Below are 20604 nucleotides of genomic sequence, written 5' to 3'. Positions count from 1 at the left end.
TCGCAGCCCTTATCACCGCTCCAGGGAGCTAGCTGGATGACCTCACACTCTTCAGATACCCACGGCATCGAGCTGCAAAACGCCGGGCATTTCTACATCAACGGCGAGTGGATCTCCCCCGCTGTTCCGGCCCGCCTGCCCGTGGTCAATCCGGCCACCGAAGAGGTTGTGGCGGAAGTGGCGCGGGGCTCGGCCGAGGACGTTGATCGCGCAGTCGCAGCAGCGCGTGCCGCTTTCCCTGGCTGGTCGGCAACGCCGGTCAATGAACGTGCAGCGATCCTGGGAAACATCCACGCGCTGATCCTTGAGCGCAAGGAGTCGCTGGCCCAGACCCTGTCGCTGGAAATGGGCGCCGCCATCAGTTTCTCCCGCGCCATGCAAGTGCCACTGGCCGCCGAACACGTGCGGGTCGCTCGCGATCTGCTGTCCACCTACCGCTTCCAGACCGTTGAAGGCACCACCGCCATTCAACGCGAAGCCATCGGCGTCTGCGGCCTGATCACGCCGTGGAACTGGCCGCTGTATCAGATCACCGCCAAAGTCGCGCCGGCCCTCGCCGCCGGTTGCACCGTGGTGCTGAAACCCAGCGAGCTGTCGCCGTTGAGTGCCCTGCTGTTCGCCCAACTGGTCCACGATGCGGGCCTGCCGCCTGGCGTGTTCAATCTGGTGAACGGCAGCGGCGCGGACGTCGGCGCCGCCATCGCCGCGCACCCCGACATCGACATGATCTCCATCACCGGCTCAAACCGTGCCGGCGCCCTCGTCGCACAAGCGGCGGCGGTAACGGTGAAGCGTGTGACCCAGGAACTGGGCGGCAAGTCGCCGAACGTCATACTGCCCGACGCCGACTTCGCCAAAGTCGTGCCCTTGGGGGTGATGTCGGCCCTGCGCAACGTTGGTCAGTCGTGCAGCGCGCCGACCCGAATGATCGTGCCCCGCGCCCGCCTCGCCGAAATCGAAGCGCTGGCCGCCGCCACCGCCAACGCATTGATCGTCGGTGACCCGCAATCGCCCGAAACCCAGCTCGGCCCGATTGCCAACGAAGCACAGTTCAGCCGCGTCCAGGCCATGATCCAAGCGGGCATCAGTGAAGGAGCAAAGCTGCTGTGCGGCGGCCCGGGCCGCGTGCCTGGGTTTGAAAAGGGCTTCTATACCCGGCCAACGGTGTTCTCCGAAGTCGACTCGGCAATGCGAATCGCTCAGGAGGAAATCTTCGGTCCGGTGCTGTGCATCCTGGCCTACGACACCATCGACGAAGCCGTGGCGATCGCCAACGACACGGTCTACGGCCTGGGCGCCCACGTGCAGGCGCAGGACCTGGAACTGGGCCGCGCCGTCGCTTCGCGCATCCGTGCCGGGCAAGTGCATTTGAACCATCCGGCATGGGATCCCATGGCGCCCTTCGGCGGCTACAAGCGCTCGGGCAATGGTCGTGAATACGGCGTGCAGGGGTTTGAAGAGTATCTGGAGACCAAGGCAATTATCGGCTTCAACGGCTGATCCCCCACTCGCCGGAATCCTCGGACGTCTGGACTTGTGGGACCGGCTTCAGCCGGGAAGGCGTCATTCGTTACACCGCAAAATGGATGGCGCACAAACCGGCCTCTTCCCGGCTAAAGCCAGTCCTACCAAGGTATCGCGGGCAAGACAGCATCCGAAGCCGCTAAAACCATAAATCAGCGGCCATAAAAAAGGGCTGTCCGCGCAAACGGACAGCCCTTTTCAACATCCGCCCGACTTACGCCAGGCTTTTGCTCACCACTTCATACACGTCCGGCGACAGCGGGCCGGAGGCAAGAATGCGCTCCAGTTCCGCCTTCATCAGCGCTTGCCGCGCGCTGTCGTATTTGCGCCAGCGGGTCAGTGGCGCCAACTGGCGGGAGGCGATCTGCGGGTTGAAGCCGTTCAGCTCGATGACCAGATCGGCCAGGAAGCGATAGCCCGAACCGTCCGCCGCATGGAAGTTGATCAGGTTCTGCCCGGCAAAGGCGCCGATCAGGGCACGCACCTTGTTCGGGTTCTTCATGGTGAACGCCGGGTGCTGCATCAGCGCTTTCACACGCTCCAGCCCGCCCGGCAAGCCGCTGCCGGCCTGCACGCTGAACCACTGATCCATGACCAGCGCGTTGTCCTTGAAGTTTTCCGCGAACACTTCCAGCGCCTTGGCCTTCTCGGCGTCGAACGGCGAGTTCACCAGCACGGCCAGCGCGGTGAGGCGCTCGGTCATGTTGTCGGCGCTGTCGAACTGGTCGATGGCGGCGGCCAGCACGTCCGGCTTGCCGGTCAGCATCAGGTACGACAGGGCAATGTTCTGCAACGCACGGCGAGCGAAGTGCTCGGATGCGGCCACGTACGGCGTCTGCTTCGACAGCTCGCGGTTAGTCTGATAACGCTGCCACAGCGCGTCGCTCAGGCTGTCAGCCAATTGCTGACGGGCAAATTCGCGCGCAGCGTGGATGGCGTCGACGTCAGCCACTTCGCTGATTTCGATCAGATAGGCCTCGCCCGGCAGCGAAAGCATTTCCGCGACCATGGCCTGATCCAGGCTGTCGTCGGTCAGCACGGTGTGCAGCGCGGTGATCAGACGCTGATCCATGGCCAGCGGCTCGCCCTTCTGGTGCTGGCCGATCAGGTCTTGCAGCACCTGAACCGACAATTGCTGACCGGCATCCCAACGGTTGAAGCCGTCGCTGTCGTGCTGCATGAGGAACATCAGCTGATCGCGGTTGTACGGAAAGCTCAGTTTCACCGGCGCCGAGAACCCGCGCAGCAACGAAGGCAGCGGCTGCTCGGCGATGTCGACGAAGGTGAAGGTCTGCTCGGCTTCGATCACCGAGAGCACGCGTGAGGTGTTCACCGCCGGGGCCTCGCCGTGCAGGCGCAGCGGCAGTTCCTGACCTTGGGCGTCCAGCAGGCCCATGGCGACCGGGATCACGAACGGCAGCTTCTGATCGCCCGGCTGGCCTGGCGTGGTCGGCGCGCTCTGACGGAAGGTCAGGCTGTAGGTTTTCGCGGCAGCGTCGTAAGACTCGCTGACCGCCAGACGCGGCGTTCCGGCCTGGGAATACCAGCGCTTGAACTGGGTGAAGTCGACACCGTTGGCGTCCTCCATGGCCTTGACGAAGTCGTCGCAGGTCACGGCCTGGCCGTCGTGGCGCTCGAAGTACAGATCACTGCCCTTGCGGAAGCCTTCGGCGCCCAGCAGCGTGTGGATCATGCCGACCACTTCCGAGCCCTTTTCGTACACGGTCAGGGTGTAGAAGTTGGAAATCTCGATGAAGCTGTCAGGGCGCACGGCGTGGGCCATGGGGCCGGCGTCTTCGGCGAACTGGTGGGTGCGCAGGTAGGCGACGTCCTGGATGCGCTTGACCGTGGCCGAGTTCATGTCCGCGGAGAAGCCGGAATCACGGAACACCGTGAAGCCTTCTTTCAGCGACAGCTGGAACCAGTCGCGGCAGGTGACGCGGTTGCCGGTCCAGTTGTGGAAGTATTCGTGGGCGACGATCGCTTCAACGCGCTGGTGGGCGGCGTCGGTGGCGGTTTCGGCGCGGGCCAGCACGGCGCTGGAGTTGAAGATGTTGAGGCCCTTGTTCTCCATGGCGCCCATGTTGAAGTCGTTGACGGCGACGATCATGAAGATGTCCAGATCGTATTCGCGGCCGTAGACCTCTTCGTCCCAGCGCATGGACTTCTTCAGGCTGTCCATGGCGTGCTGGCATTTGTCGACGTTTTCCGGCTCGACGAAGATGCGCAGCGTGACCTTGCGCTGACTCATGGTGATGAAGGTGTCTTCAATGCACCACAAGTCACCGGCCACCAGCGCAAACAGGTAAGCCGGCTTCTTGAACGGGTCTTCCCACGTTGCCCAGTGACGGTCGCCATCTTCGGAAGGACCGGCGGCGATCAGGTTGCCGTTGGACAGCAAAATCGGGAAGGCCTGCTTGTTGGCGCTCACGGTCGTGGTGAATTTGCTCATCACGTCGGGGCGGTCGAGGTAGTAGGTGATCTTGCGGAAGCCCTCGGCCTCACACTGGGTGCAGAACATGCCGCTGGATTTGTACAGGCCTTCCAGGGCGGTGTTGGTTTCCGGGTGGATCTTCACGGTGGTGTCGAGGGTGAAGGTCTCGGAGGCCGGCTGCACGGTCAGGCTGTCGGAGGTCAGCTGGTAGCCGTTCTGTGCAAGGTCGCCCTCGGACAGGTCGACATCCGCCAGCTTCACCGACAGCAGTTCAAGCTGCTGGCCGTCGAGTTCCAGCGGCGGCAGGGCCGCGCCCTGAGCAAGCGCGGCGCGCTCCGGGTTACGGCGCATCACCAACTGCGCGTGGACCAGCGAATGGTCCTCGAACAATTCGAACGTCAGGTGGGTCTCGTCAATGAGGTACTCAGGCGCCTGATAATCCTTCAGGTAAATCATTTTCGGCTGGTCGGTGCGCATGCGGTTGTCCCTTCTTCTGCTAATACGGGCTACTGATGCACGGCGAGTTGATACGCCGTGTATTTGCGAATATTGATCACGCCGGTGTCAAAGATCAGGTACTGCCCTTTGACGCCCATCAGGGTGCCTTCGGCGATCGGGTCCTTGTCCAGGTTGAAGCTGACGATCTTGGTCGGATACGCCTCTACCGGGTATCGGATCTCGATGGGCTCGACATCGTTCATCACCTGAATGGCCTGCAGGCCAAAGCGCATCTGCAACGCGACCAGGCCTTCGGCGCAGGACTCGAACAGTTGCTGACGAATCGCCGTCAGATCAACCGCCGGTGCGTCGCCCTTGAGCAGCGCGCGCCAGTTGGTGCGATCGGCCACCTGACTACGGAACAGGTCTTCGACGAAACCGGACTGTTGCCGCGTGGCGCAGCGCACGATCGGCAGTGCCTGGCTGGCACCCTGGTCCAGCCAGCGCGTTGGCAGCTGGGTGGCGCGGGTGATGCCGACTTTGACGCCCGACGAGTTGGCCAGATAGACCACGTGATCGGTCATGCAGAACTGCTCGCCCCACGCCGGATCGCGGCAGGTACCATGCTCGTGATGGCAGCGCTCCGGGCTCATAATGCACAGGTCGCACTGCGCCAGCTTGAGCATGCACGGGTAGCAATAGCCCTGGCTGTAGCTGGTTTTGGTGCGCTTGCCGCAATGGCTGCAATGAATCGCACCGAGGAATTCCAGGCGCACGGTCTTGCCGATCAGCGGGTTGACCGGGATCTGTGAATCACCCAGCCGAAACGCATATTCCACCCGCGAGGCCTCAAGCCGCGCGGACATTTTGTTGACGGAGCCTCTGCCGATTTCAATCAATGAATGGAATCCGATTTAAACAAGATATTGGGCACCGGCGCCGACTTCGACGCGCACTCTTGCGGGCCCATGTAGCCGATGCGCTGGTCCTCGGGCACGTTGCGCACTTCCCAGGCAATCAGCGCCTGCAGCGACAGCTCACGCTGTTCCTGGGTCAGCTTGCGGCCGTCGGACCATTTGCCGATTTCCACCGCCAGCTTCAGGCTTTCGTAGACGTCCGGGGTGATGTTTTCGATCATTTCGACAAAAGAGGACATTGGGTTCTCCCAGAATTAGGCGGGCGATTTTAATGTGTGCGGCGGGCCAGTGCACCGCCCACAAGACCTGTAGCACAACCGATGATCAGTCCGCCGACGTGGGCGCCGTTGGCGATTTCGCCAAAACCGAGCACACCGACGACACCGGACAGGCACACCACCAGCCAGATCAGCATCATCCCCAGAACACCGCGTGGTAGACGATACATGGGGTTGGGGGCGAGCAATTGAAAGATCCAGCAATGACCAAGCAAGCCATACAGTACGCCGGACAGCCCGCCGAACAGGCTCGGGCCGCTCCAGACATACTGGGCGTAGTTGGAAAACGCACTGAAGGCCAGGGTCAGCCCGAGCAGTTGCCAGCGGCCCTGGCGCATTTCGATGCGCCGGCCCAGCTCCCAGAACCACAGCGCGTTCATCACCAGGTGCAGCAGACCGAAGTGAATCAGCATCGGCGTGACGACCCGCCACCACTGCCCCGCCGCCAGTGAGGTTTCCACCGGCAGGAAGCTGATGTACTCGCCGCTGATGCGGAAGTCGTTGAAGGTCAGCCAGCTCAAGGCCTCGAAATTGTCGCCGAGCAAGGTCACGCCAGCGACAACCAGGCACAGCAGCAAAATCACGCTGGTCACCGGGCTGTTGCGCACTTGCACCAGCGGACTCGGCCGGCTGACGGCCACCACTTCCCGGCCCGGCGGCAACTGCGCGGTCGGGTCGCCTTCGGGGTATTGCTGATACAACTGGCGAATGTCATCGGCCAGTTGTGGAGCATCAGGCACCCACAGCACTTGCTCGCCGGCCTCCTCGCTGACCCGATGGGGCACGTTGAGGCGCCGCAGCAACTCGACAAAACCACTCAGGTCGGTGTTCAGCGGCAAACGCAATACAGCAACCGGACTCATTGACCAATCTCCGGTCGAGTAACGTCGACCCAGACGAATTTGTCCGGGTCGATCTGGGTTTCCTGATCCAGCCGATAGGCGACCAGCTTGCCGTACAGCACGGCGCTGTAATCCAGGCAGGCCAGATTGGGGCGGATCGGCGCGGGAATGCCGCTGCGCCAGTAGTGGCCGACGAACAACAGCGGCTCATCGGCGCCGTAACGCAGCAGCGCGTTTTTCTCGCTGGGGGACAGCGGCCGCCGCGCCACCGGTTCCGGCAGCGCGTCAGGCTGAAACACCACGTCGCCGTAGGTCTGCGGATCGTCTTCCCAGAACTTGGTGCGGAATGAGCCGCGGGTCAGGCCGTCACCACCGGTCAGGGTCATGCCGTGGGGCAGGCGCATGTCGGTACCGCGCAGCAGGCGATCAAACACCGCGCAGGCAAAACTGCCCGGCTCCGCCGACGCCTGCACGAAGGCCTGGTCGATGCGACCGTCACCGTAAACGCTGCGCAACGGCTCGATCACGCTGGCATCCCAACAGGCATGCACCACGCGGAAGCGCTCGGCGTCGATGAACAGCGGCAGCTGGTAAAACCATTTGAGGAAGTCGTTCCAATCACCGGGATGCTGCTCGAACTGCGCCAGAGTTTCGCCCAGCAGGCGGGCATGGCGCGGCGTGTGTTCGCGCACCCACTCATGGCCGCTGTCGGGCGGCGCCGGCGTGCTCCAGCCCAGCGCGTTGAATTCATGGTTGCCCATGATGCAGAACGCCTGGCCGGCCTCGACCATGTCACGGACGATGTGCAGCGCTTCGCGAATACGCGGGCCGCGGTCGATGATGTCGCCGAGGAACACGGCAATGCGTTCAGGGTGGCGCCAGACGCCGGCCTGAAAGCGGTAACCAAGGGTGTCGAGCAAGTGCTCAAGGGTCTGGGCACAACCATGCACGTCACCGATCAGATCGTAGCCACGCGCGGGATCGAGCATCAGTCGCTCCCGCCGCCAAGCCGACTGCCCCAACCGAGTTTGGTCCGGCAGACTTCGTAGTAGTTGTGATCGAGGGGGTGAATGAGTCGCAGCTTCTGCGGCTTCTTTTTCACGGTCACGGTGTCACCCGGCGCGCAGGTGAAGTGGTTCTGGCCATCGCAGGAAACCTGTGGGTAGATCGTCATGTCCTTTGAGACAACGATTTTCAGCTCACTGTTTCCGTCGACGACAATCGGCCTGCCGGACAGCGTGTGCGGGTACATCGGCACGATGACGATGGCGTCGAGTTTGGGGTGCATGATCGGGCCGCCCGCCGACAGGGCGTAGGCCGTCGAACCGGTGGGCGTGGCGACGATCAGCCCGTCGGCCTTCTGGCTGCAGACGAACTGACCGTCGATGTAGATTTCGAACTCGATCATCCGCGTGGATTTGCCGGGGTGCAGCACGACGTCATTGAGCGCGTCGCCCTGCCCGATCGCTTCACCGTGACGGCGCACTTCGGCCTGCAACAGGAAGCGGTTTTCCACCAGATAGTGGCCGTCGAGGACTTCGGCGACTTTGACTTCCAGCTCGTCCGGGCGGATGTCAGTGAGGAAGCCCAGGCTGCCGCGGTTGATGCCCAGCACCGGCACGTTGTGCTTGGCCAGGGCTCGGGCAGCGCCGAGCAGACTGCCATCGCCGCCGACGACGATGACCATGTCGCAGACTTCGCCGAGCATCTTGCGCGTGGAGGTCTGCAGACCATGCCCCGGCAGGACCTCGGCGATGGTGTCTTCGAGGATCACATGCAGGTGCCGCGATATCAGGAATTTCTTGAGTCGGCGAACGGTCTCCACCACCTGGGTACTGCCCAGGCGACCAATAATGCCGATATTTCGAAATTGCTCCATGGGGCTCCCGCAGGCTTGATGCGTGTAAAGAACGCGATTATGGGGCGAAGGGGTCGGGTGCGGCAAATGAAGCGCTCTGCCCACCGTGCTATCACCTCAAATCCGGCGCAAAAACAGAGCATCCGTAGGCGCCGCCTTGCTGGCGAATGCAGTGTGTCAGTCGGCGTATTGAGTGCTGGTTAATCGCGTTCGCCAGCAAGCCGGCTCAGTGGATTTACCTGAAACACGCCATTGGCGTCGGGCACAAAACCTGTAGGAGCGCGCTTGCCCGCGAAGACGTCGGCAGGTTCACCACCGACGGCGACTGACACACCGCTTTCGCCAGCAACCCGGGGCTCCCACAGCAGATTTATGTCAAACACACAATTGGCGTCGAGCACGAAACCTGTAGCAGCGCGCTTGCCCGCGAAGACGTCGGCAGGTTCGGCACTGATGAAAGCTGATACACCGCGTTCGCGGGCAAGCGCGCTCATACAGTAGATCTCGGCAGCGCTCATGATAGTCAGCGAGGCAGAACCTGCAGGATCCGCGTCAAACGGACGATGGGTGCCGGGCGTCGACGGGGATAATGATCCGGTGGCTGCAAGCGCCCATCACCCGCTATCCTGCCCCGATGACAAACCCGTTCCCGACCCTGAGCGCCCTGCCCCGTCAGCTGCGCACGCCCACCGTGCGTGACCTGGCGTGGGTGATCCTGTCACCGCCACTGCTGGCTGAAACCCGGTGGCCTCAACGTCACCCGCTCAGCGGCAGCGACTGGGTGCAGCACCCCGAAGCGCTGGAAGCTTTTTTGCAGAAACTGGACCGCGACAACAGCGCCCTCGACGACTGGCTGGCGAGAACCTCGACGCGCCGGCTCGGGCTGTATTACGAGCGGCTGTGGCAATTCGCAATCCAGCACGCGCCTGGCGTCGAGTTGCTCGCGGCGAACCTGCCTATTCAGGGCGAAGGCCGTACGCTGGGCGAGCTGGACCTGCTGCTGCGGGACAGTCAAGGCGTTCACCACGTTGAGCTGGCGATCAAGCTCTACCTTGGGCTTCAGAATAAGGACGGCGACGATCCAGCCCACTGGCTCGGCCCCGGCGCCCTCGACCGGCTGGATGTGAAGCTCGCGCACCTGAATCAGCATCAACTGCCCATGTCAGCGCGCCCGGAGAGCACCGCCATGCTCGCCGCGCGGGGTGTGGACACCTTCAGCGCTTCGCTCTGGTTAGGGGGTTATCTGTTTTATCCGTGGCCCCCTCATCCCTGGCCAGAGACCGCAGCTTCGCCACAAGGGGCGCACCCTGAGCATCTGCGCGGAAAGTGGCTGCATCAACAGAACTGGCCGGGCTACGCAGAACAAACGCTGGAAGGCCGCTGGCAATTACTGCCGCGTCCGGCCTGGCTGGCACCCGCGCGCTGCGACGAGGCCTGGACACCGCGCCAGTTTCAGGACTGGCTGGAGGCCCTCGACCCGCTGGCGCCCGCGCAACTGCTGGTGCGCCTGATCCGCCACGCCGACGGCCACTGGGAAGAGGCCGAGCGGTTGTTTCTGGTGTCGGACCTGTGGCCGAACCTGCCGGACGCGCGCCGGGTTACAGGCTCAGTCGCAGCACCAGCGCCGCGAGGGTAATCAACAGCACCGGCACGGTCAGCACAATGCCGACGCGGAAGTAATAGCCCCAGCCGATGGTCACGCCCTTCTTCGCCAGCACATGCAGCCACAACAAGGTCGCGAGGCTGCCGATCGGGGTGATTTTCGGGCCCAGGTCGCTGCCGATGACGTTGGCGTAAATCATCGCTTCCTGAAGCAGGCCGTGGGCGTGGCTTGCATCAATGGACAACAGCCCGATCAGCACCGTCGGCAGGTTGTTCATCACCGACGACAGCAGCGCCGTCAGCACGCCCGTGCCCATCGCCGCGCCCCACAAACCGTGTTCGGCGAAACGATCGAGCCAGGTGGCGAGGTAATCGGTCAGGCCCTGATTGCGCAGGCCGTACACCACCAGGTACATGCCCAGAGAGAAAATCACGATCTGCCACGGCGCGTCTTTCAGCACCTTGCGCGTCGAAATGCGATGGCCCTTGGCTGCAATGCCCAGCAGGATCGCCGCGCATACCGCGGAGATCGCGCTGATGGGAATCCCCAGCGGTTCCAGGGCAAAACAGCCCACCAGCAAGATCCCCAGCACCCACCAACCGGTCATGAAGGTCGCGCGGTCCTTGATCGCCGAAGACGGCTCGGCCAGTTGCGAGGCGTCGAAGGTTTCCGGGATATCGCGACGGAAGAACAGCATCAGCACCGCCAGGGTCGCCGCCACGCTGACCAGATTCACCGGCACCATCACCGAGGCGTAGCGGTTGAAACCGATGCCGAAATAGTCGGCGGACACGATGTTGACCAGGTTGGAGACCACCAGCGGCAGGCTGGCGGTGTCGGCGATGAACCCTGCCGCCATCACGAAGGCCAGGGTCGTCGCCGGCGAAAAGCGCAGCGCCAGCAGCATCGACATGACGATGGGGGTGAGGATCAGCGCGGCGCCGTCGTTGGCGAAAAGCGCCGACACCAGCGCGCCGAGCAGCACGATAAACGCGAACAGCCGCCGGCCCTTGCCGTTGCCCCAGCGCGCCACGTGCAGCGCGGCCCAGTTGAAAAACCCGGCCTCGTCGAGCAGCAGGCTGATGATGATCAGCGCAATGAAGGTGCCGGTCGCGTTCCAGATGATGTGCCAGACCTGGGGAATGTCACTCAGGTGCACCACCCCGAAAAGCAGCGCGAGCACTGCGCCAAAGGTTGCACTCCAGCCAACACCAAGGCCCTTGGGTTGCCAGATCACCAGGGTGATGGTGACCAGAAAAATCGCGACGGCTATCAGCATCTTTTTGAAGTTCTCGGAAGCAGGATGGCGAGGATGCCCAACAGCGGCAGGTAGGAGCACAGCGTGTAGACATAAACGATGCCGTGAAGATCCGCCAAGTGACCCAATAATGCGGCGCCGATGCCGCCGAAGCCGAACATCAGGCCGAAGAAGATCCCGGCGATCATGCCGACGTTGCCCGGCACCAGTTCCTGAGCGTAAACGACGATGGCGGAGAACGCCGAGGCAAGAATGAAACCGATGATCACGCTGAGGACACTGGTCCAGAACAGATCCGCGTACGGCAGCGCGATGGTGAACGGCGCCACGCCCAGAATCGAGAACCAGATCACCGCCTTGCGCCCGATGCGATCGCCAATCGGCCCGCCGAAGAACGTGCCCGCAGCCACCGCTGCCAGGAACATGAACAAGTGCAACTGGGAGCTGGCCACGGACAGCTGGAATTTGTCGATGAGATAGAACGTGAAGTAGCTGGTGAAGCTGGCCATGTAGAAGTATTTGGAGAACACCAGCATCGCCAGCACCACCAGCGCGCCGGTCACCCGACGTTTCGACAGCCCGTGGGTCGCCGCCTGTCCGGCCTTGATCTTGAACAGCGACAGGTGCGCCTTGTACCAGCGGCTGATCGCGTACAGCAGGCCCACGGAAAACAGCGCCACCAGCCCGAACCAGGCGATGTGGCCCTGACCGAACGGGATGATGATCGCCGCCGCCAGCAACGGCCCGATGGCAGAACCACTGTTGCCGCCCACCTGAAAGCTCGATTGCGCCAGGCCAAAGCGCCCGCCTGAGGCCAACCGGGCAATGCGCGAGGCTTCGGGGTGAAAAGTCGACGAGCCGATGCCGATCAACCCTGCGGCGAGCAGGATCAGCGGGAAGCTGCCCACGGTCGCGAGCATCATCACGCCGCCCAGAATGCACAGCGAGCCGACCGGCAGCACCAACGGGTTGGGATGACGATCGGTGTAATAGCCGACCCAAGGCTGCAGCAACGATGCCGTGACCTGAAACGTCAGGGTGATCAGCCCGACCTGGGTGAAAGTCAGGCCGTACGAGGCCTTAAGCATGGGGTAGATCGAGGGCAGGATCGACTGAATCAGGTCATTGAGCAGGTGCGCCAGTGCCACTGCACCAATGATGCGCATGACCAAGGGACTTGATTGCGTTGATTGCGAAGCGGGAACGGGTTGGGTATCGGTCGCGGGCACGGTTGCAGGGCTGGGAACGGCCATCGGGTCCATCCATCGAACGTTGATGCGCCGTCGGGACTCGTTACAGAACATGTCAGCGGCACAAGGGGTCGCCAATGTGCCATTTATTGGGGCGCCGCTGCGATGTTTTGTTGCGGATTTGTGTGATGGGGTCGCGTGGTGCAATGTTGCGGACGGGGACCTTATGGGAGTGAGCTTGCTCACGAAGACGGCCTGCGATCCGCCGAAACTCCAGCAGATATTCCGGCATCTACGCGAGCATAGAGCACCGCCGCCAGTCAGACCGCCGTCTGCAATCTCCCCCGCGCCGTCAACGAACCTTCCACCTCATGCAGCGACACTTTCGACGTCTCCGGCAACGCCAGCCCGCCCGCCAGCGCCAGCAGCGCAATCACGATCAGGTAAAACGCCGGCGCCAGGTTGCTGCCCGTCGCGCCGATCAGCCAGGTCGCCATCAGCGGCGCGGTTCCGCCGAAGATCGTGTACGCCATGTTGTAGGTGATCGCCGAAGCGGTGTAACGGGTACGCGTAGGAAAGGTCTCCGACAACAGCGCCGCCGTGACCACACCGCAGAGGACGGCGCCAATCGCCAGCAACATCACGCCGACGATCGACGCCACAAACGAACCGGAACTGGCCATCAAAAACGACGGATACACCACCACAATCAGCAGGACACAGGTGCTGAGCACCGTCTTGCGTCGCCCGACCTTGTCGGAAAACGCCCCGGCCACCGGACAGATCGCCGCGGCGAACAGCAAGGCAATCAACGACACCAGCAATGCGGTCGCACGGCTCAGCCCGCCCGCCACCTGCAAGTACGTCGCGAAGTACGTGGTGAACATGTAGAACGACAGCGCCGTCAGCGACACGAACGCGCCTAGGCAGCATATCGCCGCGCCATGGTTGCGCAGGGTTTCCTTGAGTGGCGAATGGGCAACCGCGTGTTCCTGCTTGACCGCCTGAAACGCCGGGGTTTCGTCCAGTTTCCAGCGCAGGTACAACCCGACCAGCCCCAACGGCGCGGCGATCAGAAACGGCAGCCGCCAGCCCCAACTGCCCATGGCCTCAACGCTCAAAGTGGCTTCCAGCGCGTAGGCAATAATCGCCGCTGCCGCGAACGCCGAAAAGGTCGACACCGGCACGAAGCTGCCATACCACGCCCGCTGCGTGCGTGGCGCGTGTTCCATCAAGTAAGCGCATGCCCCCGCGTATTCACCCCCGGCGGAAAAGCCTTGAGCGCAGCGGATAAGGGTGAGCAACACGGGCGCCATCACGCCGATTGCCGCGTAGGTCGGCAACAGACCGATGATCGTCGTCGCCCCGGCCATCAACAAAATGGTGAACGCCAGCGTGCGCTTGCGGCCGATGCGGTCGCCCAGCATGCCGAAGAACACACCGCCGAGGGGCCGAAACGCGAAGGCCACGGCGAACACCGCGAAGGTTTTCAATAACGCCGCGCTGGCATCGCCGCTGGGGAAGAACTGCTGGGCGATGGTCGTGGCCAGAAAGCCATACACCGCGAAGTCGAACCATTCGACGAAATTGCCGATGGCGGCCGCCACAATGACTTTTCTCAGGGTGGCAGGATCAACCTGCTCAAGGACGGGAGTGGTCATGGAAACCTCGGCGCGCGTGGGAAAGATCCGATTATCGGCACAGCGCCCTGCCCGTCCGACTCCAGAACTGCCGCCGACGTACTCAGGACCGACCTGTCGGAGGCTGTGGGCCGCAGGATTCGTGCCAGTGCGTGGAGGCGCGCTTAGGCGTCAGCGGTGTGCCAGCGCGGATTCGAAGGTCCGTCTGCCCTGCAATCCCCCGGTGTGCAGAAAAATCAGCCGCGTGCCTTCGGCGATCCGGCCCGCGATCACCTCTTCGTGCAGCGCAAGCAATGCCTTGCCGGTGTACAGCGGTTCGAGGGGGATACCGGATTCAGCCTCATGGCGCGCGATGAAATCGAGCAACGCGGAATCGGTCTTCGCGAAGCCGCCACGGCTGCTATCGAGCAAGCGGTAAGCCTGAAGTTTTTTTCGGTTTACTCCCACGTCCAAGCCTGTCAGTGGTTGATTCAGTATGCCCAGGGACGACGCAGGACCTGTGGGAGCGAGCTTGCTCGCGAAAGCTTCAAGAATGTCCTCTACATTGCCCTCAACCCCATGACCGTCAGGCACCGCCATCGCGCCGATCACCTCATGCTGCCCCGCCTCCGCCAGCATCAGTCCGGCAAGTGTGGTGCCGGTGCCGCACGCCAGCCACCAGGCGTCGTAATCCTTCCATCCCAGTTGACCGAGCTGACTGCGCGCCTGCTGAACGATTTCAGCGCAGCCCTCCGCGCCGTCGAGCCCGCCGCCGCCTTCAGGCACCGGAAATAGATGCGGATAACGCTCGCGCCACGGCACCCAGAAATCCGCGTCATGCCGCGCGCGATAACCGGCGTAACCCAGCCAGTGCAGCTCCATCCCGAAAGCCTGGAGATCAAGCACCGTCGGCGTCTCGACTATATGCCCGCGCATCAGCCCGACCGTGGCAAAACCGAAGCGCTTGCCCGCCGCCGCCAGCGCGTGAAGGTGATTGGAATGCGCCCCGCCGAGACTGATGACGCCCCGCGCCCCGACCCGCTCAGCCGCCGCCAGATGGTGCTTGAGCTTGAACCATTTATTGCCGCTGATCAGCGGATCGACGAGGTCCAGCCGCAAGATCGCCGCCTCCACGCCGGCTGCCTGGAGCCAGTCGAAATGGAGGAGTTGCAACGGAGCGGGAGGGAGCGGTGATGAGAGAGGGAACATGAAATCGGTCGGGCAATGGACGGTGCAGGAGTCTAGCACTCGTCGCTCTGGGTTCTAGGTTTTGGGGGCTGTGTAGGGGGATTCCCAACCGTCAGCCCCCATCCACTTACAACCCCGCCGCCAACCGCGATCCCTGATCAATCGCCCGCTTGGCATCCAGCTCAGTCGCCACATCCGCCCCGCCAATCAGATGCACGCTATGCCCCGCCGCCTGTAACCCGTCATACAGTTCACGCAACGGATCCTGCCCGGCGCAGATCACCACGTTGTCCACCGGCAGCAGTTTCTCCTCGCCCTCCGCGCCGATCCGAATGTGCAAACCTGCATCGTCGATCTTCAAATATTCCACGCTGTTGAGCATCTGCACCTGTTTGTTCTTCAGCCCCGTGCGATGAATCCAGCCTGTGGTTTTACCCAGACCGTCGCCGACTTTGGTGGCCTTGCGCTGCAACAGGAACACCTGACGCGCTGGCGCATGGGGATGAGCTTTGATCCCGGCAACGCCGCCACGCGCCGCCAGATGCGTGTCGATGCCCCACTCGTCCCAGAACGCATCGCGATTCAGGCTGGTGGACACGCCCTGATGGACGAGGAATTCCGACACGTCGAAGCCGATGCCGCCCGCGCCGATCACGGCGACGGACTTGCCAACCGATTTGCGGCCGAGTATGACGTCGAGGTAACTCAGCACCTTGGGGTTGTCGACACCGGGGATGGCGGGCGTTCGTGGCGCGATGCCGGTGGCAAGAATCACTTCGTCATAGCCTTTGCCGAGCAGGTCATCCACCGTGACGCGGGTGTTCAGGCGCAGGTCTACGCCGGTGGTCTGCAGCTTGCGGCCGAAGTAGCGCAGGGTCTCGAAGAACTCTTCCTTGCCCGGGATCCGCTTGGCGATGTTGAACTGCCCGCCGATTTCGCCGGCCGAGTCGAACAGCGTCACTTCATGCCCGCGCTCGGCCGCAACGGTTGCGGCAGCAAGGCCTGCAGGACCGGCACCGATGACGGCGATTTTGCGGACCTGGGTGACCGGCAGGTAATTGAGCTCGGTTTCATGACAGGCGCGGGGGTTGACCAGGCAGCTGGTGAGCTTGCCGCCGAAGGTATGATCCAGACACGCCTGATTGCAACCGATGCAGGTGTTGATCTCGTCGCTGCGACCCGCCGCGGCCTTGTTGACGAATTCGGGGTCGGCGAGAAACGGGCGCGCCATGGAGACCATGTCGGCGTCCCCTTCGGCCAGCACCTGTTCGGCAACCTCGGGGGTATTGATGCGGTTGGTGGTGATCAGCGGGATCGACACCGAGCCGCGCATTTTCGCGGTCACTTTGGCGAACGCAGCGCGCGGCACCTTGGTGGCGATGGTCGGAATGCGCGCTTCGTGCCAGCCAATGCCGGTGTTGATCAGCGTGGCGCCCGAATGCTCGATGGCCTGGGCCAGTTGCACCACTTCTTCCCAGCTGCTGCCGCCCTCAATGAGGTCGAGCATCGACAGGCGATAAATGATGATGAAGTTGGGGCCGACGGCTTCACGTACGCGGCGCACGATCTCCACCGGCAGGCGCATGCGGTTTTCGTAGCTGCCGCCCCAACGGTCGCTGCGATGGTTGGTGTGGGCGACCAGAAACTGGTTAATGAAATAACCTTCAGAGCCCATGATTTCTACGCCGTCGTACTCGGCGGTCTGTGCCAGGGTCGCGCAGGTGACGAAATCCTGAATCTGCTTCTCGATGCCCTCTTCGTCCAGCGCTTTGGGTGTGAAAGGGTTGATCGGCGCCTGAATGGCGCTCGGTGCCACTTGCTTGGGGCTGTAGGCATAACGCCCGGCGTGGAGGATCTGCATGCAGATCTTGCCGCCGGCCTCGTGCACGGCTTGGGTGACAATGCGATGGTTGGCCGCCTCTTCCGGCGTCGACAGCTTGGCCGCCCCCGAATACACGCCGCCTTCGTCGTTCGGCGCGATGCCGCCTGTGACCATCAGGCCAACCCCGCCCCGTGCGCGCTCGGCGAAATACACCGCCATGCGCTCGAACCCGCCCGGCTTCTCTTCGAGCCCGGTGTGCATCGAGCCCATCAGGGTACGGTTGCGCAACGTGGTGAAACCCAGATCCAGGGGAGCGAGCAAATGCGGGTAGTGGGGGGCGGCCATAAAAACTCCATCGAGCATCATCACGGGGCGCGAGCGCTCTGTGGCGCCCGTCGAGTCAGTCAGGGCCTTGGACCAGCGCCTTGTACATGGCGCAAACAGTAAACAGCCGCCCGGCCTTGCTCAATGACTGGAAGTGACAAATCAATGATCGAGCGATGCACCCTCTTTCATCGGACGACCCTCCAGCCTCGGACTTTCGCGCCGATAGCCCTATGACGACCTTGCCGCACCGCCGCGATGGCTGAGCAATGTCCTTCTTATCAACACCTCGGCAGGACGATCAATGAGCTGGATCAATGATGCAAAAATTTCGACCAAGTTGATCACAGCCTTCGTGCTGTGCGCATTCATCACCCTGGGAGTAGGCGTGCTCGGAAGCCGTGGCGTTTCCGAACTGTCGGACAGCCTGAAGCTGGTGTTCAGCAATAACCTGGTGTCCGTTGCGGACACCGGCCGCGCCAGAACCAATGCCGTAGGCCAAAACCGTGACCTTTACCGCTTATACAGTGCCGCTGCTGCCGGCATGCCCCAGGGTGTGAAGGACGAATTGCTGAGCTCGATGAACGCCAACCAGTTAGACAGCGAGAAAGCGTTTGCCAAATACCGCAAGACCCCGCTCGCCGACGATGAACGCGCCGCGGGCGACCAGATGGAAAAGGACTGGCCGGTCTACCAGGCGATGGTTCAGAAATACCTTGGCCTCGTGAAGGCCGGCGACCTTGATAACGGCCGCGCCCTATTGTTTGGCGATCTGCAGGCGGCCTACCGCGTTGTGCTCGATGAATTGACCCTCATCGTTAAGTCCAATGACCGGCAGATCGGCGAAGGCGCCGAGGATGCATCCAAGACGGAGTCATCCGCCAAGACCGCGCTGTACATCGGCATCGCCATTGCCTTTCTGGCTGCGGTTCTGCTGGGCATGTTCATAAGTCGCCTGATCAGCCGTCCTCTCGCCTATGCAGTCGCGAGCGCGCGGAGCATTGCCGGCGGTGATCTGACCCAACAGATTGTCAGCACCGGCCGCGATGAAGCCGGGCAATTGCTGACGGCGCTGGGCGAAATGCGGGGCAGCCTGAAAAGCACCATTCAGCAGATTGCCGATGCGTCCAGTCAACTGGCCTCTGCCGCAGAAGAGCTGACCGCCGTCAGCGATAACGGCAGCCGCGGGTTGGTCCGCCAGAACGACGAGATCCAGCAGGCCGCCACCGCTGTCACTGAAATGACCTCGGCGGTCGAAGAGGTGGCACGTAACGCCGTGTCCACGTCCGACGCGTCCAGGACCACCAGCAAACAGGCCAGCGAGGGCCGCGACCAGGCACGTGGCGCGGTTGAAGCCATCAACAGCGCAACCACCGAAATTGCCACTTCGACCAACATGGTCCGCGACCTCGCCGTGCAAGTCCGGGACATCGGCAAGGTGCTGGACGTAATTCGCGGCATCGCTGAACAAACCAACCTGCTGGCCTTGAACGCTGCGATCGAAGCCGCACGGGCGGGCGAGCAAGGCCGGGGCTTTGCCGTGGTCGCCGACGAAGTCCGGGCCTTGGCCGCACGCACCCAGGCCTCGACCGGTGAAATCGAAGGCATGATCAACAGCGTGCAGGCCAGTGCCGATCAGGCGGTGGGGGCGATGGGCAAAAGCCAGTCGCTGGTCACCGATACCCAAGCGTTGGCGCAGGCCACGGGCCGCGCACTGGAACAGATCGCCGAAGGCATCGCCCAGATCAACGACCGTAATATGGTCATCGCCACGGCCTCCGAAGAACAGGCGAATGTCGCGCGCGAGGTGGACCGTAACCTGGTGAACATCCAGGATCTGTCGACCCAGACCGCGGCCGGTGCGCACCAGACCAACGCGTCGACTCAGGAGCTTTCCCGCCTGGCCGTGTCGTTCAACACGCTGGTCAGCCGCTTCCGCTTGTAAATCGCGGCCCCCGTGATGCCTGCAAATCGCCGGCATCGCGGTTGATCCATACACCGCAGGCGGCCACCGATGCCGCCTCGCTTCAACCCATTTGCCGAATGGCCGCCCTGGCCGTTGGCAAACCTTCTCCCAATCGCCGTTTTGCCGTAGCCTTCCGGCAACGTTATGGCGCCCCGCGCGCTTTCTTCAGAGGCAGTTCTCCTTTCTTCATGCGCAAAGTTCTCGGCTCACTTACCGCTGCAGTGCTGGTGACGCTTCTCGTCAGCTACGGGCTGTGGACGGGCAAGCGTCATGTCGGGCATTACCTGACGGACTTGCGCATCCAGTTGGTGATCAACGACGGGCAACCTGGCGAACGCGGCAACCTGCTGGGCATTCAGCCCGAGCTGTTCCCTTCCGATTATTCGAGCGTCAAACGCCTGCATCGCAAGCTTGCGTCGTATCTGGTGCAGGCCCGCGACCAAGGGCTGCTCAACGATAAAACCATCGTGGTGCTGCCGGAGCACATCGGCACCTGGCTGTTGGCGGTGGACGAAAAAGCCCAGTTCTACGAGGCCACCACCTTCGAAGAGGCCATGAACTGGCTGGCGTTCAGCAACCCGCTGCTGTTTATCGACGCGGTTTTTCACGCGCGGGGCAGCAGCCGCTTCGAGGACGCACGCCTGCGCATGAAGGCGCACAGCATGGCGCAGGATTATCAAAACGTGTTTGGCGGGCTGGCGAAGGAATTCGGTGTGACCCTGGTGGCCGGCTCGATCGTGCTGCCCAGCCCGCAGGTGGAAAACGGCGAACTGCGCATCGGTCGTGGCGCGCTGTATAACAGCAGCCTGGTGTTCGGCCCCGACGGCCAGCCCTTGGGGCAGCCGCAGCGTCAGTTGTTCCCGGGCTGGAATCAGCGGGGTTATATCCGTCCCGGCAAGGACGCACCGCTCAACGTGATCGACACCCCGGCCGGCCGGTTGGCGACATTGATCGGCAGTGACAGCTGGTACCCCGACAACTACGCGCGCCTCAACGCCAGCGGCGTCGAGCTGATTGCGGTGCCGGCCTACGTCGCCGGCACGGACGGCTGGTCGCAACCCTGGCGCAGCGACAAACACAAGGCGCTGGCGGCCCATCTGAACCTGGGTGCCAAGCCGATCACCCAGGGCGAAGCCTGGCGTCGACTGACCCTGACACCGCCGAGCACGGCGAAGGCCGGCATCAGCGTGTTCATGCGCGGTCAGTTCTGGGACAAGGGCAGCGCCGGTCACAGTTTCGCCAGCCGCGACGGGCAAAGCATCGCCGAGCAATCCATCAGCGCCGCCCCGAAAGGCGTCCGCCCCGGTCATGGCGCGCGCCTGATCAATCTGTGGTTGTGATCG

Annotated in this window: 16 protein-coding genes; 4 read left to right on the top strand and 12 right to left on the bottom strand. The window is 62.9% G+C overall.

Annotation, left to right across the window (positions count from 1 at the left end; translation table 11 throughout):
- The first annotated feature begins 36 nt into the window (after positions 1 to 36).
- On the top strand, positions 37 to 1500 hold the full coding sequence (locus OKW98_RS09850) for an aldehyde dehydrogenase family protein (protein ID WP_265388977.1): 1464 nt from the start codon (positions 37 to 39) through the stop codon (positions 1498 to 1500).
- 238 nt (positions 1501 to 1738) lie between these two features.
- Here OKW98_RS09850 and pepN read toward each other — a convergent pair whose 3' ends face one another.
- The 7 genes from pepN to OKW98_RS09815 all read right to left on the bottom strand — a co-directional run bounded on the left by pepN (position 1739) and on the right by OKW98_RS09815 (position 8809).
- Complete coding sequence (gene pepN / locus OKW98_RS09845; RefSeq protein ID WP_265388976.1) at positions 1739 to 4435, bottom strand: aminopeptidase N; 2697 nt, start codon at positions 4433 to 4435, stop codon at positions 1739 to 1741.
- Positions 4436 to 4464: 29 nt separating this feature from the next.
- Complete coding sequence (locus OKW98_RS09840) at positions 4465 to 5295, bottom strand: DUF2797 domain-containing protein (RefSeq protein ID WP_265388975.1); 831 nt, start codon at positions 5293 to 5295, stop codon at positions 4465 to 4467.
- The gene (locus tag OKW98_RS09835; protein ID WP_074888021.1) at positions 5292 to 5552 is read right to left on the bottom strand and encodes a YeaC family protein; all 261 of its coding nucleotides are present in this window, start codon (positions 5550 to 5552) and stop codon (positions 5292 to 5294) included. Before OKW98_RS09835 ends, OKW98_RS09840 begins: the two co-directional genes overlap by 4 nt.
- A gap of 29 nt (positions 5553 to 5581) precedes the next feature.
- On the bottom strand, positions 5582 to 6454 hold the full coding sequence (locus tag OKW98_RS09830) for a rhomboid family intramembrane serine protease (RefSeq protein WP_265388974.1): 873 nt from the start codon (positions 6452 to 6454) through the stop codon (positions 5582 to 5584).
- Positions 6451 to 7422, bottom strand: coding sequence for a metallophosphoesterase (locus tag OKW98_RS09825; RefSeq protein WP_265388973.1), 972 nt, complete (start codon positions 7420 to 7422; stop codon positions 6451 to 6453). The genes OKW98_RS09830 and OKW98_RS09825 overlap by 4 nt, the downstream gene beginning before the upstream one ends.
- Positions 7422 to 8312, bottom strand: coding sequence for an NAD(+) kinase (locus tag OKW98_RS09820; protein WP_265388972.1), 891 nt, complete (start codon positions 8310 to 8312; stop codon positions 7422 to 7424). Before OKW98_RS09820 ends, OKW98_RS09825 begins: the two co-directional genes overlap by 1 nt.
- 179 nt (positions 8313 to 8491) lie before the next feature.
- Positions 8492 to 8809: a hypothetical protein gene (locus OKW98_RS09815; RefSeq protein WP_265388971.1), complete on the bottom strand. Its 318-nt coding sequence runs from the start codon at positions 8807 to 8809 to the stop codon at positions 8492 to 8494.
- 71 nt (positions 8810 to 8880) lie between these two features.
- Here OKW98_RS09815 and OKW98_RS09810 point away from each other — a divergent pair, with 71 nt between their 5' ends.
- On the top strand, positions 8881 to 9927 hold the full coding sequence (locus tag OKW98_RS09810) for a DUF1853 family protein (RefSeq protein WP_265388970.1): 1047 nt from the start codon (positions 8881 to 8883) through the stop codon (positions 9925 to 9927).
- On the opposite strand, the gene OKW98_RS09805 is transcribed toward OKW98_RS09810, so the two are convergent.
- The 5 genes from OKW98_RS09805 to OKW98_RS09785 form a co-directional block, all read right to left on the bottom strand.
- A complete protein-coding gene (locus tag OKW98_RS09805; protein WP_265388969.1) occupies positions 9890 to 11173 on the bottom strand; it encodes an arsenic transporter in 1284 nt (427 codons plus the stop codon). The two genes, OKW98_RS09810 and OKW98_RS09805, sit on opposite strands and share 38 nt — an antisense overlap.
- Entirely contained in the window at positions 11167 to 12405 is a 1239-nt protein-coding gene (locus OKW98_RS09800; protein WP_322114173.1) for an MFS transporter, read from the bottom strand. Before OKW98_RS09800 ends, OKW98_RS09805 begins: the two co-directional genes overlap by 7 nt.
- Before the next feature lie 257 nt (positions 12406 to 12662).
- Positions 12663 to 14003: an MFS transporter gene (locus OKW98_RS09795; RefSeq protein ID WP_265388968.1), complete on the bottom strand. Its 1341-nt coding sequence runs from the start codon at positions 14001 to 14003 to the stop codon at positions 12663 to 12665.
- A gap of 150 nt (positions 14004 to 14153) precedes the next feature.
- Positions 14154 to 15170 (bottom strand): 1-aminocyclopropane-1-carboxylate deaminase/D-cysteine desulfhydrase, encoded by a 1017-nt coding sequence (locus OKW98_RS09790; protein WP_265388967.1) that lies wholly within the window; start codon positions 15168 to 15170, stop codon positions 14154 to 14156.
- A gap of 106 nt (positions 15171 to 15276) precedes the next feature.
- Positions 15277 to 17316, bottom strand: a complete 2040-nt coding sequence (locus OKW98_RS09785) for an NADPH-dependent 2,4-dienoyl-CoA reductase (RefSeq protein ID WP_265388966.1) — start codon at positions 17314 to 17316, stop codon at positions 15277 to 15279.
- Between the two features lie 283 nt (positions 17317 to 17599).
- Between OKW98_RS09785 and OKW98_RS09780 the strand changes: the two genes are divergently transcribed.
- Positions 17600 to 19240, top strand: a complete 1641-nt coding sequence (locus OKW98_RS09780; RefSeq protein ID WP_265388965.1) for a methyl-accepting chemotaxis protein — start codon at positions 17600 to 17602, stop codon at positions 19238 to 19240.
- Between the two features lie 209 nt (positions 19241 to 19449).
- Positions 19450 to 20601 carry a carbon-nitrogen hydrolase family protein gene (locus OKW98_RS09775; protein WP_265388964.1) on the top strand — a complete coding sequence of 384 codons (1152 nt, stop codon included), beginning with the start codon at positions 19450 to 19452 and terminating at the stop codon, positions 20599 to 20601.
- Positions 20602 to 20604 lie beyond the last annotated feature (3 nt).

Origin of the sequence: Pseudomonas sp. KU26590 (genome assembly GCF_026153515.1) — a bacterium.
Lineage (GTDB): Bacteria > Pseudomonadota > Gammaproteobacteria > Pseudomonadales > Pseudomonadaceae > Aquipseudomonas.
This window is presented reverse-complemented; position numbering and strand designations above follow the sequence as displayed.

Coding starts and splice junctions, on each gene's coding strand:
- OKW98_RS09830 (WP_265388974.1), bottom strand. CDS start 6,454: ATGAGTCCGGTTGCTGTATTGCGTTTGCCGCTGAACACCGACCTGAGT.
- OKW98_RS09800 (WP_322114173.1), bottom strand. CDS start 12,405: ATGGCCGTTCCCAGCCCTGCAACCGTGCCCGCGACCGATACCCAACCC.
- OKW98_RS09835 (WP_074888021.1), bottom strand. CDS start 5,552: ATGTCCTCTTTTGTCGAAATGATCGAAAACATCACCCCGGACGTCTAC.
- OKW98_RS09820 (WP_265388972.1), bottom strand. CDS start 8,312: ATGGAGCAATTTCGAAATATCGGCATTATTGGTCGCCTGGGCAGTACC.
- OKW98_RS09795 (WP_265388968.1), bottom strand. CDS start 14,003: ATGACCACTCCCGTCCTTGAGCAGGTTGATCCTGCCACCCTGAGAAAA.
- OKW98_RS09805 (WP_265388969.1), bottom strand. CDS start 11,173: ATGCTGATAGCCGTCGCGATTTTTCTGGTCACCATCACCCTGGTGATC.
- OKW98_RS09850 (WP_265388977.1), top strand. CDS start 37: ATGACCTCACACTCTTCAGATACCCACGGCATCGAGCTGCAAAACGCC.
- OKW98_RS09780 (WP_265388965.1), top strand. CDS start 17,600: ATGAGCTGGATCAATGATGCAAAAATTTCGACCAAGTTGATCACAGCC.
- OKW98_RS09785 (WP_265388966.1), bottom strand. CDS start 17,316: ATGGCCGCCCCCCACTACCCGCATTTGCTCGCTCCCCTGGATCTGGGT.
- OKW98_RS09825 (WP_265388973.1), bottom strand. CDS start 7,422: ATGCTCGATCCCGCGCGTGGCTACGATCTGATCGGTGACGTGCATGGT.
- OKW98_RS09790 (WP_265388967.1), bottom strand. CDS start 15,170: ATGTTCCCTCTCTCATCACCGCTCCCTCCCGCTCCGTTGCAACTCCTC.
- pepN (WP_265388976.1), bottom strand. CDS start 4,435: ATGCGCACCGACCAGCCGAAAATGATTTACCTGAAGGATTATCAGGCG.
- OKW98_RS09815 (WP_265388971.1), bottom strand. CDS start 8,809: ATGAGCGCTGCCGAGATCTACTGTATGAGCGCGCTTGCCCGCGAACGC.
- OKW98_RS09775 (WP_265388964.1), top strand. CDS start 19,450: ATGCGCAAAGTTCTCGGCTCACTTACCGCTGCAGTGCTGGTGACGCTT.
- OKW98_RS09810 (WP_265388970.1), top strand. CDS start 8,881: ATGATCCGGTGGCTGCAAGCGCCCATCACCCGCTATCCTGCCCCGATG.